This window comes from Cohnella ginsengisoli (assembly GCF_029525555.1).
GTDB classification, from domain to species: domain Bacteria; phylum Bacillota; class Bacilli; order Paenibacillales; family Paenibacillaceae; genus Cohnella; species Cohnella ginsengisoli.
This window is the reverse complement of the sequence record NZ_JAPDHZ010000002.1, coordinates 1-16,996: the sequence shown is the minus strand read 5'-3', so window position 1 is coordinate 16,996 and position 16,996 is coordinate 1. Positions and strand designations below refer to the sequence as shown.

Annotated in this window: 11 protein-coding genes; all 11 read right to left on the bottom strand. The window is 52.5% G+C overall.

Annotated elements, in window-relative coordinates; genetic code table 11:
• Positions 1 to 22: 22 nt before the first annotated feature.
• Complete coding sequence (locus OMP38_RS00095; protein ID WP_277563376.1) at positions 23 to 700, bottom strand: response regulator; 678 nt, start codon at positions 698 to 700, stop codon at positions 23 to 25.
• Complete coding sequence (locus OMP38_RS00090; RefSeq protein WP_277563375.1) at positions 697 to 2,340, bottom strand: cache domain-containing sensor histidine kinase; 1,644 nt, start codon at positions 2,338 to 2,340, stop codon at positions 697 to 699. Before OMP38_RS00090 ends, OMP38_RS00095 begins: the two co-directional genes overlap by 4 nt.
• A 435-nt stretch (positions 2,341 to 2,775) precedes the next feature.
• Complete coding sequence (locus OMP38_RS00085) at positions 2,776 to 3,573, bottom strand: DUF1206 domain-containing protein (protein ID WP_277563374.1); 798 nt, start codon at positions 3,571 to 3,573, stop codon at positions 2,776 to 2,778.
• 453 nt (positions 3,574 to 4,026) lie between these two features.
• Positions 4,027 to 6,114, bottom strand: a complete 2,088-nt coding sequence (locus tag OMP38_RS00080; protein WP_277563373.1) for an RCC1 domain-containing protein — start codon at positions 6,112 to 6,114, stop codon at positions 4,027 to 4,029.
• Between the two features lie 360 nt (positions 6,115 to 6,474).
• On the bottom strand, positions 6,475 to 7,944 hold the full coding sequence (locus tag OMP38_RS00075) for a hypothetical protein (protein WP_277563372.1): 1,470 nt from the start codon (positions 7,942 to 7,944) through the stop codon (positions 6,475 to 6,477).
• Between the two features lie 312 nt (positions 7,945 to 8,256).
• Complete coding sequence (locus OMP38_RS00070; RefSeq protein WP_277563371.1) at positions 8,257 to 10,707, bottom strand: glycoside hydrolase family 27 protein; 2,451 nt, start codon at positions 10,705 to 10,707, stop codon at positions 8,257 to 8,259.
• Positions 10,708 to 11,119: 412 nt separating this feature from the next.
• On the bottom strand, positions 11,120 to 11,359 hold the full coding sequence (locus OMP38_RS00065; protein ID WP_277563370.1) for a hypothetical protein: 240 nt from the start codon (positions 11,357 to 11,359) through the stop codon (positions 11,120 to 11,122).
• A gap of 50 nt (positions 11,360 to 11,409) precedes the next feature.
• The gene (locus tag OMP38_RS00060; protein ID WP_277563369.1) at positions 11,410 to 13,281 is read right to left on the bottom strand and encodes a glycoside hydrolase family 9 protein; all 1,872 of its coding nucleotides are present in this window, start codon (positions 13,279 to 13,281) and stop codon (positions 11,410 to 11,412) included.
• Positions 13,282 to 14,352: 1,071 nt separating this feature from the next.
• Positions 14,353 to 14,721 (bottom strand): hypothetical protein, encoded by a 369-nt coding sequence (locus OMP38_RS00055; protein WP_277563368.1) that lies wholly within the window; start codon positions 14,719 to 14,721, stop codon positions 14,353 to 14,355.
• A 721-nt stretch (positions 14,722 to 15,442) separates the two neighbouring features.
• Positions 15,443 to 15,820: a VOC family protein gene (locus OMP38_RS00050; protein WP_277563367.1), complete on the bottom strand. Its 378-nt coding sequence runs from the start codon at positions 15,818 to 15,820 to the stop codon at positions 15,443 to 15,445.
• A gap of 85 nt (positions 15,821 to 15,905) precedes the next feature.
• Positions 15,906 to 16,724, bottom strand: coding sequence for a helix-turn-helix transcriptional regulator (locus OMP38_RS00045; protein ID WP_277563366.1), 819 nt, complete (start codon positions 16,722 to 16,724; stop codon positions 15,906 to 15,908).
• Positions 16,725 to 16,996 lie beyond the last annotated feature (272 nt).

The following is a 16,996-nucleotide window of genomic DNA, read 5'->3' as shown; positions in this document are numbered from 1 at the left end:
GAATTCGCAGCGGTTCAGCGAACTATGAACGAGAAAGCCCGCGATGCCTACGGACTTGAACCCTTCCGTTACGATGTTTTTTTAGCGAGAACCAAATCAGTTCCTCTTCGTCCTCCGCGAACGAATAATGGGGTAATTTTAAAGGTTCCACCTGCAGGACGACCGATGAAAAAGAAACGCAGCCGACGGATAGTTCGTCCAACAAAGGATCCGCGAGGTTCGTTTCCTCTTCGTTTAATAGCCTCGTGAGCGTTTGGCTTCGCGCCGCTTCCTGCCCCGTCTCCGCTTGATGCTGCAGCTTTAAAAACATGTTGTCGCGGTGGTTCTCCGCCTGCAGCCGTTCGATCAAGCCGTTCAGGGACTCGTACAGTTCTTCGTCCTCCACCGGTTTTAAGAGATAATGGCTTACGCCGTAGCCAATCGCCTGCTTGGCGTATTCGAAATCGTCGAATCCGCTGAGAATGATATATTCCATCCGCGGATACAAGGTCTTGGCTATGCGAATGAACTCCAGGCCGTTCATTTCCGGCATCTGGATATCCGTCAAGACGATATCCGGCTTCGCCGATCGAACCAGTTCCAGCCCCGCTACGCCATCGTCGGCCTCGCCCGCGAATATGAGCGGCAATCCCGTCTGCCGAATTTTATGGATGACGCCCTGGCGTATGATCGGCTCGTCGTCAAGAACGATGTATCTCATCCTTCGTTCCCTCCTTTGTTCACCTGTTTCCTTAACGTCAATATAAACGTCGTTCCGTACGCGCTGCTGCTTTCGAAAGAAACGCCGCAATCGTCGCCATATAGCAGCCTGATCCTCGCTTGAACGTTTAGCAAGCCGATGGAAGAACGGTTTTCGACCGACTCCCCGTGTTTAGTCGTCCCGGCTAATCTAGTGCGGAGCCATTCCTGTCTTTCCGTATCGATCGGCATGCCGTTGTTCCAAATTTTCACCTGCACGCGATCTCCGTCTTCCATTGTCGCTTCGATTCTGACGATTCCGGAATGACGGCTTCGGCTTACGCCATGGAGAATGCTGTTCTCCACGATCGGCTGCAGAAGCATCTTCGGAATCGGCGCTTGCTCCAGCCCCGGTTCGACGTAAATCAAATAATCGAATTTCTCTTCGAACCGAATCTTCTGGATCGACAAATACAACCGGATTTGTTGAATTTCCGCCTCCATCGTCGAGATATTTTCGCCGCTGATGTTGTAACGAAACATTTTGGCAAGCGATCTGCTGATAAACGATATTCTGGCATCCCCGTCGATGGCGGATAAGCTATCGATGATGCCGAGCGTATTATAAAGAAAATGAGGATTGATCTGGGATTGCAAGCTTTTGATTTCCGCGTTTTTCTTTATGATTTCAGATTCGTATACCTTCAAAATAAGACGATTGATTTCCTTGGCCATTCGGTTGAACGACGACGTGATGTACCCTAATTCGTCATAGCTTCTAACCGGGAGGATCACCTCGTAATTTCCGACTTCGATCGCCTTCATGCCTTTGCTTAATTCTTTAAGAGGCGTAATCGTCCGAGAGTAGAACAATCCGGCTAACAGCATAGAGAAAAGCAAGCTTAACGATCCGAATAAGAGGGTACTCTTCGTGAAATCGTTTACCGGTTTAATGAGCAGCTTAACCGGCATCATCGTCACGAGCATCCAGTCGGAACGCTCCAATTTCTCGTAAAGGACCAAAGCCGAGCCGAAATCCCTTCTTGAATAGAAGTGTCCGCCTTTCGCTTTCTTGACGGACTTCAGATCATCGGGACTGAGCAGGGATTCGCCTCTTTCCGCCGGAACGAGGGAATGCACGATGGTACCGTCGGTTGCCTTGACAATATAAGTACGATTAGACTGGTCTCCTTCTACTTTCCTGAACCATTGATCTAACGAATGGAAAGATAGATTGTACATCATGACTCCGATGATCGGACCCGGAGAAGTGAGCGAGATACTTCGAATGGCTTGCGCGAAAGTAAGCGTCTGCTCCATCTGATCTGCATTTAATCCGTATATCGTCGATGGAACCCATACGCCTTTGCCGCTCGCTTCGATGGCGATGCGGGCAATGCGCGCCTTCTCTTCCGGCAGCATATCCGGAATCGCGTTTCCGGCTCTGAGAGAAAATCCGTTTAGCTGGTCGACGGTAATCGACCAAACGATGGGGTTGTCGTTCACGTAAATCGTAAAATCGCCCGTGTATTTGCTCAGCGCGTCCGGGTTGCTGCCCATGCTTTGGACGAACTTCTGAAATTCAAAATCCCTGAAGTTGCTCCAGGCGAAGCCGCGAACATTTTCCAAATAGGAATTAAGCGCGACCGCGGATTGCTGCATCGCTCTTTCGCTTGTCTCGACGGCCTGCCTCTTTAAATCCCCCCGCCGTGCGGGAATAAAAATTCGCCACGAGCGCCGACACCGTGAGCACGATAATGAGAAAGGACGTCAGCATCATTTTTCGGTACATGGATCTGCCAAAATAGCGGAAAATAAACAACGCAACCAGAGATCGTCACCATCCCTAATAGAACTTGCTCTCTTTGCTACATCTTACAACAAATCTCGGTTCTTTTTTTTCAAACGTTCATCCGCCGGAATATGAAATTATGAAGGAAAGGATATGAAATTCATAAGGTCCGCTATATCCTGATAAGTGCAATAAAACCGACCGCTCAAGCTCTTTAAGGAAGAGCGCGGACGGTCGGTTTCATTCGCGGTTGTAAAATTTCATGTTTACATTATTGTGTTGGCTCCATGCGCGAGATCTCAGATTCATCGTTCGCGCTGCTTGCCGATGGTCTTCCGGTAACGGGCCAATCCCAACATATAGAACCCGTACGCGACGAACCCGAGCGCCGCTGCGCCGAGCAACCATCGGCCGTGCGGCTGCAGCGCGAGCTCGGCGAGCGCCTCGTCCAAGCCTTTCGTTTCTTCAGGATCGGAAAAAACGGCGGTGCGTACGAGAAAATAACCGATGAGGCCGAATACGACGCCTCTGGCACATAGACCGAACTTCGCCGCAGCCACGAGATATCGGTACATGGCAGGTTTTATTTCGTTCAATTTAAATGAATCCGTGAAGGAGTTGCGTATCGCTTTGACGATCTCAATAATCCCGTATATGGCAAAGCCGAGTCCGGCTGCAGCAATAAACGAAGCACCAAGCGGCTGCTGCAGAATTACGGCTGTCAACGTCTGTTCGCTGTTTTCCGAAGAAGGCCTGCCCCCGAAGCTCGTTTTCGCTGCATGATAGGTGATTACCGCATAGAAGATTCCCCCGCCAAAACGAGAGGCGCGTACAAGGATTCCTTTTCCGTTCCCTCCCTCGCCGTCCGGATCCGCGAAGGCTTGCACGAACCGCCACGCCGAGAATCCAGCCAGTCCGACGGCAAGAATGAGCAGCAGAATGCCGCCTAACGGCTGCGCGCCAATCGTCTCGATTGCGCCCTTCGTATCCGACGTTTCCTTTCGATGCCCAATCGCAGTCATCATTGCCAATGCCCCGATCATGATATAAACAGTCCCTTTTGCCAAGTAGCCCGCTCTGGCGAACTTATCGATCGCAGGCACCGCTTCGTGAAGCGCCTTTCGTGACATCGTTCGAGTCGAATCATTTATATGCAGGTTCTGCTCGTCTTTTTCCGTTTTAAGGCCGCTCATCGTTCGGCGAAGATTGTAGCCTTCGCCTTCCCTCCCCTCTGCTTATGCGTCGAACCTGATTACCCAACCTTCCAAACCGGCAAAACATGACATGCTTTTGCGATGGTGCGACGCGGCATAAATTCATCCATAAATCGGGAATTTCTTGTATCGCTACAACAAAAAAATCCGCGTTAAACGCGGATCAAATACGATATAAGGTCTAGTCGTCTGCATCCAGATGACTGACTTTTGTATAGCCTAAATTATGTCTTTTTAATCTTCATTACTCTCCCCCCACCCAACTGATCAGAGGCCGATTTAATCTTTCTGCACTGGTGGTAAGGGCAATAAATTTCTCGCCTCCATCGAGATCCCTTTCGGTCACCATTTCTGAATCTTCATCTTGAAGTACCATTTGCCCGTTGTGTCGAGATAACCGTTATCCGTCTTCGTCACGGCCCATGCGACATGATTTTGATACGGATGGATCTCCGTGAATTGGAACGGCGTCAGCACTTTGCCCGTCCGCTGGATGACCGCCCATAGACCGTTTTTCTTGACGCTTGCCAAGCCTTCCTGAAAAGGAGAAGCGTCCTCGTACTGCGCCGCTATGACCAGCTTGCCGGACTGGGCGGCATAGCCCCATTTGCCATTCAATTTGACGGGCGCCAATCCGGCGCTCGAAAAGCTTTTCGCATCCTCGTACCGAGGCTTGATCTTCCACGCGCCCGACTTGTCGATGTAGCCCCACTTGCCGTTCTGCTTGACGGGTGCCATCTGCATCGCAGCGAAGGCGCCGGCAGCGGCATATTGGGTTTTGACAATGAATCTGCCTGTCGAATCGATAAAGCCCCATTTGCCGTTCGTCTGCACGGCGGCCAATCCGTTCTCGAATCGCTGAGCGGCTGCGAATTGCGGCTTGATCTTCATTTTTCCGTCCAGCCCGAGATAACCCCACTTGCCGTTCGCCAAGACAGGAGCAAGGCCATTGGCGAATGAATCGACATTGGCGTAGCGGTCCTGATTCAACGGCTTGCCGTCCGTTCGGATAAAATGCCAGCCATCCTGGCGCTTGACGCCGGCCCTGTCCTGGTGGAAGTCCTTCACGATCAGAAAATTGTCCGAAAACGCCGGCTTGCCGTCTGTCTTAATGAAAGTCCACAGATTGTTGGATGCTCGCTGTACCGCAGCCTTACCCTCCGAGAACGGCTTGACGCGCAGATAAAGCTGGTTGTCCTTAATGATGTTCCCCTTTTCGTCCAAAAATGTCCAGGTACCCGGATCTCTCGGAATAGGAAGCGCGTAGTTGACAGTCGGAACCGTGAAGGGCACCGGCGTAGGAGGCAGAATGTCGGCGGCCGCATTCGAGATCTCCCCGTTCCGGTTGCTGCCCCACTCGTAGAGCGTGCCGTCCTTCTTAAGCGCAACGATAACCTCTTCACCGCTCGTAATGTCGATGACCTGATCGATGCCGTTCAACAGAATCGGCTTTGGCGTAACCTTTTTCGTGCCGTCGCCGATCTGTCCATAGTCGTTCCTGCCCCAAGCCCAGACTTGGCCATCCGTCGTGAGTGCATGCGTCTTGGACACCTTGACGATGTTCTTTAGGCTAGGAAGCCGCTCCGGCTCGGGAAGGTAGGCGTATTCCGTAGACCCCGTTCCCAAGCTGCCTTCGTAGTTGATACCCCACTTGGCGACCGTGCCGTCCTGCAGGATCGCGATTTCGTCCGACAGCGATTGCACGCGGCTCAAACCCTCGAATCTCACGGGCTCGGCCGCAGGCGCCTCCTTGCATACGCCGTCGCATTTGAGCGCGGCTCCCCATCTCCATACGTTGCCGTCGGAAGTGACGGCATAGCCTTCGTTAAACGCCGCGTAAATGGCCGTGACCCGAGGCAGAGATTGGATCTGCACCGGTTGCGATTCCTGCGCGCTGAAGCGCCCGATGCCCAATTGTCCCTTATCGTTTGCCCCCCATCCCCAGACAGTGCCGTCCTCTTTTAAGGCCAACGTATAGTACGCGCTGTCCGCAATGGCCTTAACATGGTCAATACCTTGCACCTGCATCGGTTTAGCCGTAAAATCGAGCTTGTCCGGATCTACGCCCAGCGCGCCGGCAGCGTTCGAGCCCCATTTCCAGACCGTGCCGTCCTTTTTGACGGCGGTCGAATGTCCGTACCCGGCGGAGATGAGCTTCACGTCGTCGATCCCCTTTATCTTCGCGGGCACGACCAGATAGCTCTGATCCGCTTCGCCGAGCTGATTCCCGATGTTCGTGCCCCATCCCCATACATTGCCGTCGGTGTCCAGCGCCAGAAAGTGATAATACTCTCCCGCTACGTCGGTAAATATAGGCTTCGACTCGTTTGTATCGGCATCAGCCGCATGTTGAGCGCACGCCGCGGACAGCAGGATGCCGAGCAGGAGAATCATGAGTCTAGCGATTGTATGCCTTAATCGAAGCGACATGCCGAGACCCCCCTAGCACAGTAATTTATCATGCATATAACCATATATTCCCCCATCGCTTATGCGATGAAGCCCCGACAATCGTATGATGCAGGGGTAATCGGGAATCGTAATGATCCCTCCGACATCCAGCTAGCGGCATGATTATACTAGTCAAAACAATAAAACGCCTCCACGCGGAAGGCGCTTAATCTTTCTGTCTATAGACGTTCTGCGGTCAGAAATTAAAGCTTCATTTCCGTAACGTATTCTGCCAGGAAGCCTGATCGGCTCAGAACCGCAAAGGACAGCGGCTTCAAGCGAACGGGATGCTTGCTGCCCGATATTTCGACTATGCCCTGATTTTCGGTTTCCAACAGGTTATATAAAATGACCTTCTCGCAATTCTTCAGCCATACCAACCCGATATGGCTCCCCCTCAGCGACGCGCGGGAAGTCACTCGCCTCTTGACCGATCCGCGCTTGAAGCAGCGATACTTCCGCTATGTCAGGCTTTGAAGTCGCTACTTGATCCCAGCAAACAAGATTGGAAGCCGTAGCCATTAACGCTTCGATAATCGCTTTATTTTTTAACGCGGCCTTTTGGTCAAAAATCACTTGATTATAGAGTGGCAGCTTCGCTTGCCATTGCGGGGTTAATTCATAATCGCCGAAAAACAAGAGCAACTCCCCGTCACCATCGCACTGATCCGCACGCAAGGGTTTGACCGGCAATCCCGCCAACACTGGCAAACTGGTCGGGATAATGGGCTCTGCGTAAGCGCCATGTGTCCCGTAAGCGAGATGAACCGGATAGGTTCTTTCCCCGTCTGCGCACGCTTTGTCAAACGCTCGCAATACCGGAAGCGCATTTGCAATCGCTTTCCAATAGCTGTCATCCATCGCCCATGTGCCGCTCATGAAGAGGATATTTTCAAGCCCTGCTGCAATCGCCAGCTTCGCTTTATAGACCAAGTTATGCGCCTTTAAGGACCGGGGAGGAAAAATCGTCGTTTCGCTATAAGCGAATGGCTTGTCGATAAAGTTCAGGTGGTACGCGATGCCGAGCATTTCTTCGCCTTTCGCGTACGGATTGGCGAATTTTCGATCATTGAATTGATGTTCCCCGACCCGGAACAGCGTGTTCGGTATTTGTTCCCGAATCGCGGGAATATCGATTCCGTGCCGTTCGTCGCCAAAATGCATGACCATGATCCCGGGCTGCACGCCCTCCATTTCCGTGGCCTTCATGACAGCCGTAACTTTGTCGCATTGAAAGGCAACCCAATCCTTCATTAAGGCCAGATCCAGTTTGTCGGCCAATCGCGCCCTCAAGGTTTCCCTTGTCTCCTGACGGCGGTAAATCGCGTTGAATTCCGTCACGCATGCATCGCAATAGCAGCCCTCGATGCTGTCATTTAAGTTGCCGATGCGGAGATCGTCATCGAGAAACACTTCTTTAAAGCCTGCATCGCAGAGCAGCTTCGCCGCTTTCCCGTTGTCCTCGATTAGAAAAGTATCGATCGCTCCGCAGAAATAGGCGGTTTCCCCTCTTTTATCGATCCGATAGTGCCAATGCGCGGGGATTGTCAGCTTTGAATCGGGGTCGTCCGGATTAAGAGAATTGCCCGGGTGCCCGACTGGGATCGTCAACGCCCCTACTTCAAGTCCGTTTTGCTCCGCAAATGCCTTCGCTTGCTTAAGTTCTTCAAGGTCGATCATGTCTCCGGAGAGAAAACCGGCAATCCAAATTTTCTCGATCCCGGCCTTCTTCATATTGGCAACCAACGCATCCCGCGTGGATAATTCCAGCAGCGGTTCATGGGCCATGCTGTAATGCATCTTCATCATGCGTTTCCCCTTATCGTTCTCGACTTTGCGTGACAGGTCACCTGTTCAAGTCATACTCGTCTGGATTATGCAAGTAATGCCGTGAGCTTCATTTCATATAGTGTAATGCGAAGCAACAGCTTGGAAAACATGTCTGATTTTAATTATAGTGAGACGATCCTATCCATTTGCGACACCCTTCTCCGGTTCTGTTCGATTGCCTCATTCCTCAATTATAAGGTTGGTGCAGATATCACTGAGACTCTAAGGAAAAAGCACACTTCCGGAAGGTTGCTTCCAAAAGTGTGCTTTTCGTTTAGCTATAGCCCAGCCTCAAGGCGTCACCCGCAGCGAATCCACCAGCATATACGAGCCTGTCTTTTTGACGGCCTTGATCGTATGGGAGCCGCCGGCCAATCCGCTTACGCTGTAGATCGACTGGTTGGCAAGGCGTGTCGCGTTATATGTGTTCGCCGTCGTCTGCAGCACATTGTCGATATAGATGTCGACGTTGCCCTGATCCGACGCCTTCTCTCCAAGAAGCTCGATCCCCGTTCCGTTAAACGTGTATTGCATGTAGTCGTTGTTGGCAGCCGTAAAATGCACGTCGTCGTTATAATCCCCATAACCGCGGCTGGCGTTCAGCGACCAGGAGCCGGAGTACGTAATGCCGGGTTCCGTATTATTCAGCTGAATACGGCTGCTGAGGACATTGAGTTTGTCGAGCAGCATGTACGTGCCCGATTTTTTCACGGCTTTGAGGGTATGGGCCCCGCTCGTCAAGCCGCGGATGCTGTAGATGGTCTGCTGCGCGAGCCGCGTCGCGTTGTAGGTGCTCACCGTCTGCTTGAAGACGCCGTCGATATAGACGTCGATGTTTCCTTGCGACGAATCTTTCTCGGTAACGAGATCGATCCCCGTGCCATTGAAGGCGTATTGGAAATAATCATTGTTCGTCATCGTATAGTGGACGTCGTCATTGTAATCGCCGAAGCCGCGTGCGGTGCTGGCCGACCAGGAACCGGAATACGTGAGGCCCGCATCCGTATCGTTCACTTCGATCGGCGAAGCCACGTTGAACGAGAGCTTGTCGAGCAGCATGAACGTACCGGTCTTTTTCACCGCCTTCAACGTATGAACGCCGTTAGAGAGCCCTGAAGCGCTATATACTTTCTGCTGCGTCTGCCGCGTCGCATTGTAAGTGTTAACCGTCTGCTTCAGCACGCCGTCGATGTAGATGTCGATATTCCCCTGTGAAGAATCCTTCTCGGTATACAGATCGATGCCGGTTCCGTTGAACGAAAATTCGAAATAGTCTCCGTTCGTTTGCGTATAGTGGACGTCGTCCTTGAAATCGCCGAGCCCGCGATTCCAGCTCCGCTGCCAGCTTCCCGTATAGGAGATGCCCGTGTCGTCGTCGTTTACGACGTTAGCGCCGCCGTTCGTGACGACCCGCAGCATTCGGGAAGCGTGCGGTGCGAGGTTTACGGCGCTGTAGCCCGTCGCGAACTTGCCGAGATCGGTATGGGTCCACAGATCGCGGACTGTTGCGGAACCGTATAGGCCAATGTCGCTCCAATTCGCCGTTACCGTAGCCGAAGCGCTGCCGAGGTTAAACAGGGCGACCGTATAGCTGCCATCTCCGTTGTTCGCGTACCATACCTGCTGGTTGGTCGCGGTCGATACCGGATGCGCCGGGCGCCCCGCCTGATTGACCGCGATTACCTCGTCATTCGTCAACAGTCCGATGCCGAAGCTGTCCAGATTGGTCAAGTCGTTACCCGTATAAAGCTGCGCCGAGGACATCGACCAAAATGTCATCGCCGTGCGGCGTTCGTCCTGGGTCAGGCCGTCCATCGCCCCGTTGCCGACGTTCAAGGAGTCGAAGTCATTCCAACCGCCCGGCCTCGCATCGCGCCACCACACTTCCGCGTCGGGAAATAGGCGTGCGATGTTGTTCCACTCGGTCAGCTTCACGCCGGGCTGATAAGCTTCGACGTCCCAATCGACGCGCCAGCCGTTGGCGTATTGCTTCCAGTAATCGACGTAGTTATGGTCGAGCGCCCACGAGAGCTCGAACCAGATGCCGTGCGACGCAAGGGCGGTTGCCCACGCCTTCACGTCGCCGCGCGCGTCGATCGACGTATCGTTATGGCCGGAGCCCGGCGTCACGCTGTCGAACTTCACGAAATCGATGCCCCAGGACGCGATCAGATCGGCAATGGAGTTGACGTAACTTTGGGCGCAGGGATTCGAGAAGTTGATTTTGTATCCAATGTTCCAGTAGTCCGCCGTCGTAAGCGGCTGGACGGCGATATCCTGCATATGGCAGGAGGTCGTGCCGTAAATCGGCAGATTGGCATTGTAAGCGTCCTTGGACAGCCCCGGAATCAGATAGATGCCGATCTTCTGCCCGTTGTTGTGCACGTAGTCGATGACGTCCTGGAAGCCGTTAGGGTAAAGCGACGTGCTCGGGATCGGCCGGCCGTAACCGTCCATGCTTCCGTTCCAACCCGCATCGATATTGATGTATTCGTAGCCATGCGATTGCAGCGTGGCATGCATGGCATCCGACTGCGCCTTGATCTGGGCTGCCGTGATAAAGGGATTGCTGCCCGAATAAACCTGCATACTGTAGCTGCTCCAGCCCATGTACGGCTTCTGGCCCATTCCATTGATGGCGGCGCTGGCGACTTGCGCATGCGGAATCGTGACACCCGCTTGCGTCGCCAGAATGGCAACGGCCAGCAAAAGGATGCGAAGCTTGATGAAAGGTTTGAACATGAAGAATATCATCTCCCTTTGATTTTGGATCGTGAAGCCACGAACCGACCGCCGAAGGGCGCGTTGACTCCCCCTGTGGCCGCCATGCAGCTGCATACCGTTTGCTCCGCCGCATCCCCCCCTTTGCTAGTCAGACCGAATCTCAAGCGAATCATAAACGATTCACAACATAGTTGATAGCGCTTACATTTGACGGGTTAGATTCATTATCCAAGCATTATGGCGGTAAAAAAAAGGTACAATTGCGCCGTTCGGCGTACCGTTTCGCCGGTTTTCTGTTCGATCGGAGCCGAAGGCATGCGCGAGTTTGTTCGACACGTACGCTTTAAAAAAATGCGCCGCAGAGATTCCTCTCTGCGGCGCATTCGATCTTAAATTCAGTGCCGTGGCGCGAAAACCATGTTAACGCTTATCATTTACCGCTCGTCAGCTGCTGGGCCGCCAAAGCGATAAACATAAAGTGCGAAGAACCGCCTCCCAATACGTACTCCACCTGTTGCCACAAATAAGGGAACACCAGCAACTCGGGGAAGTCGGGTCGGATCAGCGCAGTACCTGAAATGACGCCGCCGGGAATATAGGACCAATCGGCGCGGTTGAGTCCGTATCCTACCGTTGCCGAAGCGGCGCCTACGCCCGACGCAAACGACATTGTATTGGATCCCGGATGACAGCCCAAAACAAAGTTAAGGGCATTAAATATCAATTCGGGATCGAAAATGTCGGGATACGCCCGATGCAGGAAATAGTACTCGTATCCCTGCTGCTGGATCCCCCACCCGCTCCCCAGATATGCGGGCGATACGGGATTCCGTAAGGCGTCTCGGCACTTTGGCGCTCAAACTGCTCTTTCAAGGCCGGCAAGGCATCGCAAAACTTTTGCGTGAATCCGGCGTCATTCATCGCCTTTTCGGCGCGAGCGATAAACCAGCCCACCTTGGCGATCGATTCGACGATAAAGTCGGCTTCCGACAATAAGTGGTTTTTATATTCGTCTTCTCCGGTCGTCACGAACAATTCGGCGGCGGCATGAACCTTGGCCGTCCTGGCGTGGCCGCTTCCATCCGTGATCTGAAATAGCTTGGCGGCGGCTTCCAAGGCCTGCTGACTTAAAACAGGATTAAAATCGATCAAGGCGCGCGAAGCGGCTGCGAGATGAGCGGCAGTCGTCAATTCCCGAGGCGGATTGTCTTCGGTGAACACCCACCGTTCCGAATCCATGCTCGCGCTGTCGCCAAGATGAACGTATTGTCGGAGATCGTTCTCGATAATCCCCCGGTAAAGCCGCCCTAATGCGCGATAGCCGCCCACGACGGACAGGACGCCGTGCTCGATTTGCTGCAATATATCGTTTTTGCCGTCAGGCTGATGGATTTCGACGATTCGCTTGTCCTGATCGATCGTGGTCGCATCATAATCAACGTTAAAGGACTCATACGCGAGGGCCAACGTATAGAATTCGCCGGACTGCGACTCGATCCGCAGGTCAAAATCGCCGGCATCGTGCCAGCCGCCCACGTTCAGACCCGGCACGAAGTCGCCCGGCTTGTAGTCGGTCAGCGTGGACGAACCTTGTTCATAGCCGTCAAAGTGATTCAAATTGACGGGAGCCATCCGGGCGTCATGTTCATGGCAATCGCCATGCCAGACGCGGTATTTCTCGCTTACCCGCATATGGCACATCTGGACGGGAAGAAAATATTCCAGCACAGGCTGCCAGACACCCCGTTCGTATACGTCGCTGGCGATCCGGAAAATGGACGACGCCGACGATCCGTATTGAACTTTGTACAGCCCTTCCTCCCTGATATTCGTAAAATCGAATTTTAAGTAGCGATAGCGAAGAAATAGCCCCCATTCTTCTCCCCCCGCAGAGAAAACCTCTTTTTCTCCGGTTTCCGTGATTTTGAAAAGCGATAGCTTTTCGCGTTTGCTTTCGCGTTTATCGAGCTCGATGATGGCCGTCTTCGTTTGGCCGGGATGATACCCGACCTGCGAGGTTTGAACGACTGCCGGAGAGAGCCAGCCCTCCACCACATGTGGGGTAATGATCCACTCAATGGCATGAGCTGTGGCTCCTGCAGGCACTTCGCTGCTGATGACGAACCAGCCATTGTTATGGTTCATGCGCCCGTCGTATAGCTTGAGCGCCGTCCCTTTGCTTTCGATGGTAAAGCGGTTGTAAGGGTCTTCTGGCCGCACCGTAAAACGTTTTCCGACGGCATACGGCTGAGCGATAAGATCGTCGGCAATCATTGGGTTGTACCCCTTATTGTCCCCCGTTAGAAGTTGAATGTCCGCTTTTGCATCGGGCTCGCCGAAGTTTCCGGGATGCGCATGATTGGACGGCAGTTGCTTAACCGGACCGTTAGGCTGCTCAGGGAAAATGCCGGATTTGTTGTCCATGATCCATGGCTTACCAAACAATTCGCCGGGGAAAAGCTCGAGGTTAAAGCAGATTTTGCCGACGAATGAATCCGGGATCGGTCTGTCCAAATCGACGGTCACTTTGACCGACGAGCCTTCTCCTTGGACGATAACGTTGTAATTAAACTCGAAGTCCGGATAGAACATCGGATTAAAGCCTTTTAAGTGCTTCGATTTGTCGGGAAAACTGAGCGAAGTGGTAATCGTATTCGCTTCTTCATTCAATTCGCGCGCGCCCTGCTTGGGTACCGGCTGCCATTGACCCGGCGTCTGCTCGAACCGGATATCGCCGTTCGTAGCGACGCGATTGCCGTGCATAAGGATGCTTACGCCGGACTGATGCCCTTCCGGATAAATATCGTCGAACGCCATTACGTTCACGCCTTGGTTTTCAAAATAGCCGGAGGCAAGATTTAAGTTAAACCCCTTGTTCTCTGAGGCGGCGGGGCCGTTTACTTTTTCCATGAAGTCGACTCCTTTTATGGATTTCTGACATTGATGATAATATAGCCATGCCCTCATGCATAGGTAATTAACGGGAAAAGCGAAGGAAACGTAAAAAAAGACCGCTTTTGACGGCGGTTTTCATTTGCGATATCGCTTGCTTATTGCGAGCCGCCGCTTAATAATGGATCGCGCCTACATACTGCGTCCAACCCTAGAGAACGTAAGGGTCGCTTTCCGAAGCTCTCGAATCCCTCGGTTAATTATAAAGCTGATGCCGTTGTTTATAAAAGCGAGGTTACGTTCTTCGCTTCCGGAAAGCGGCTATTCGGTCCTTTTATTAAGCTTCCGCCTTGATTTTTGAGATGCATGTCGAAGTAATCCAGCATATAGGCATTGATGACGGCGTTCGCTCTTTCGGGCGAGATCTTTCCTGTAACGCCTATCCACTTGAATATCGGAGAAACGAACTGCACGTCGGTAAAATTCAAATGCTCCGTATGGTCGATATAGAGGAATTGCCCCCTGCGGCAACCGTTTCGCGCATCCGTTCAAGCTCTAGCTTTTTGTCTACCGTTACTTGATCCATCCACGCTCTTGCGTTGCCCATCTGCTTAAGCTCTTCATCCGTATAAACATGGTTTTCCTTCACCATCTTTAATCTTTTGATTCGCTTGCCGAGTTCATGAACAAAAACGGCTTATGCAGACCTTCTCTGTCACGCAGGCCGTAGAGCCCTCCATCCAAGTCTATCCCAACCGAGATTCGCGGATCTTAAGAAGCGTCATAGGCGGTCGCTCCGCCGATGAAGTGGCCGAACGTCCCGACATGACCGAGATCAATCCGCCCTTTAAGATCGCTTGGAATCTGTCCCGATTGAATCAGCTCGAATTGATCCAGCGCAAACGCCACATCCTCGGTTAAAACTTTTCCCAGCTTGTCGCGATTACCGCTTTCCGTCTTGTAATCATGGTCGGGAGAAAATAAGTCGTTCGTCGTGCTGGTCGTGATGCGACCGTCCGGAAACTCGGTTGCAAAAGTATTGTAGCTATGGTGATCGCTGCCACGACATAGCCGTGACTCGCGAGAGTTCGGCTTGCGACGTGTGAAGGAATCTGGAGGAGCCGAAGCCTGGATTCGCAAGGATCAGCGGGTATGAAGGCAGTGCCGAAGAGACTTCGGCCCCCCGAATATGCATGACTGGATACGTATTTGAGGTGTTGAAGGTTAAAACCGGGAAGGCCATAGTTCGCGGCCATATAACGTAATATCCGGGGATCGGGAATCAAGGGAGCATGCTTGCCGGTGCCGGCATCTTAAATACAGGAAAAGCATACATGAGACCCGCTATTACGCCCAGCATGATGGCTATTGCGGTATAAGCAATGCCCGAGATGAATCGCGGGACCTTTGAGACGCCTTTTTTTTAAAAGCGATAACCTGAAACGGCTAAAAAAAACGATCGTTAGGCAGTAGGGAAAAATGAGCTGAATTCTGAAGCCTTCCACCGTCCAGTGAACGACCAGTAAGAGCGTGGAGATCCCGCTTGCAACGAACACTGGCGTTCTGCGCCATCCTTTTTTTGAATGGGACGGTTAATCCAAATAAGCCGAAGTTTGACAATAGAAGCAAAAATTCAAACAGCCTCATTTCGACTCTCCTTTAAAAATTACGATTATCGTTTGTTTCAATATTTTCCTGCCAATCAGACCTATGCCATCGATTTGCCTTACATCAATCTTGCAATTTTGTAAGGCACAAAAAAAGCCGCAGCATATGCGGCTCTTTTAAACCTTTACGTTTTGATTTGATGCTATTAATCTAAGGCCCGATGCCGTAAAAAAAGGTGCATTCCAACTTTCTGCTAAGCGATGAAACTGATTAAATTGTCGTCGGGGTCCTTCACGATCGCATATCGCTCGCCCCACGGCGTATCCCGTGGCTCGAGGTAGCCTTTATGTCCAAGCGAGGTCAACTGACGGTACGCGTCGTCCAGCGCTTCTCGGCTGGAGAACTGAAAAGCAAGCTCTGTCCGATAGCCGACCGGCTTGTCCCAGCCTTCAAAAACGCGCTTAACCGATTCCACCAAGTCGAAGGCAAACACGATTCCGTCTTGCTCGACATCGACATGATGCGCTTCGTCGGCGTTGTCCGGGATCGCCAGCCCCAGTTTACGATAAAAATCCAACGCCCTCTTCATCTGCGCCACGTAAATCCCGACTCGCTTCAGCTTTACCGTCATGCTTTGCAGCTCCCCTCGTCTTGCTTCTTTTCACCCCCATTGTAGCAATTGTCCCGCATCGCAAAATAGTAAAAAACGGACTTCCTCACTCCCGCTTAGTCAGGCGTTTCAGCGGCAGCCCGTAATATCGCATAAAAGCGCCGGCGAAGTGCGACTGATCGTAGTATCCGTGTTGAAGCGCCAGATCCGTCAAGCTGGAATAATCTCCGCTGTACAACTCCTCCAAAACGCTTTGAAAGCGGACGATACCGAGCATTTCCTTTGGGCTGAGTCCCAACTCCCGGTCAAACGCCCTTCGAAGATGCCTCTCGCTGAAGTTCACTTTATCCGCCAAATCCGTTACGGAAAGATTGCCTTTGCAATCGTATATATACTGCATGCTCTGGTACACCAAAGTGGGTGCCGGCGAATCGTCCGCAGCCAGTATTCGGTCCAATTGCCGCTCGACGACCGCGATCCTGTCCGGAACCGATTGAGCAGTCAGCAGCTGTTCGACCCAATCCAGCGCCTCTTGTCCCCAGAGCTCCTCCATAAACACGCGGCTGGCCGTCAATGCCGATAAGGGAGTCTTGAGGATCGTGCGGGCCGACTCCGAATACAGCCGGATGCCCCATACCGAGCGTACTTCGGTAAATCGCAAAACTTCGACTTGCGTCGTTAACCCTACGACGTATGCGGCCTGCCGGCTTGATGAAGCCCGTAGATCCACGACAATATCGACGCAGCCGTCGGGAATGACGCGATGTCCCTGATTGCCCGATACCGGCTGGAAATCCACCGTCCAATAGGACGCGACATGCGACGCCAGGCGGCGATTCGGCGCAAATTCCCGAAACTGGTGCGAGTGGCGATGCTGCTTCGGCTGCAATTGGGGAGCATGCAAGGGTCGATAAGGATGCATCATCTGCGATTTTTCCTCCTATTAATCCCTCTACACAGCATCTGCTCGTAGATGACAAAGGAGGCCCCGAAAATATCGGAGCCTCTTCGTTAATCGAAAGAACATGAGCTGCCGGAGTCCGAACCGCTGCTTCCCGCGTTCGATCCCCCCGATAGAAGACTTTGAATGAACGGTAGTCGTCCGAATCATTTCCGATTGAACGGGGATCGTCGTATCCTTCTGGCGATCGCCGCTTCTTACTAATGACCTGATCAGAAAAGAAGCGATGAAACAGA

Coding starts and splice junctions, on each gene's coding strand:
- OMP38_RS00080 (WP_277563373.1), bottom strand. CDS start 6,114: ATGTCGCTTCGATTAAGGCATACAATCGCTAGACTCATGATTCTCCTG.
- OMP38_RS00045 (WP_277563366.1), bottom strand. CDS start 16,724: ATGATGCATCCTTATCGACCCTTGCATGCTCCCCAATTGCAGCCGAAG.
- OMP38_RS00065 (WP_277563370.1), bottom strand. CDS start 11,359: ATGTCGTTTGCGTCGGGCGTAGGCGCCGCTTCGGCAACGGTAGGATAC.
- OMP38_RS00050 (WP_277563367.1), bottom strand. CDS start 15,820: ATGACGGTAAAGCTGAAGCGAGTCGGGATTTACGTGGCGCAGATGAAG.
- OMP38_RS00070 (WP_277563371.1), bottom strand. CDS start 10,707: ATGTTCAAACCTTTCATCAAGCTTCGCATCCTTTTGCTGGCCGTTGCC.
- OMP38_RS00075 (WP_277563372.1), bottom strand. CDS start 7,944: ATGATGAAGATGCATTACAGCATGGCCCATGAACCGCTGCTGGAATTA.
- OMP38_RS00060 (WP_277563369.1), bottom strand. CDS start 13,281: ATGTTCTATCCGGACTTCGAGTTTAATTACAACGTTATCGTCCAAGGA.
- OMP38_RS00095 (WP_277563376.1), bottom strand. CDS start 700: ATGAGATACATCGTTCTTGACGACGAGCCGATCATACGCCAGGGCGTC.
- OMP38_RS00090 (WP_277563375.1), bottom strand. CDS start 2,340: ATGCAGCAATCCGCGGTCGCGCTTAATTCCTATTTGGAAAATGTTCGC.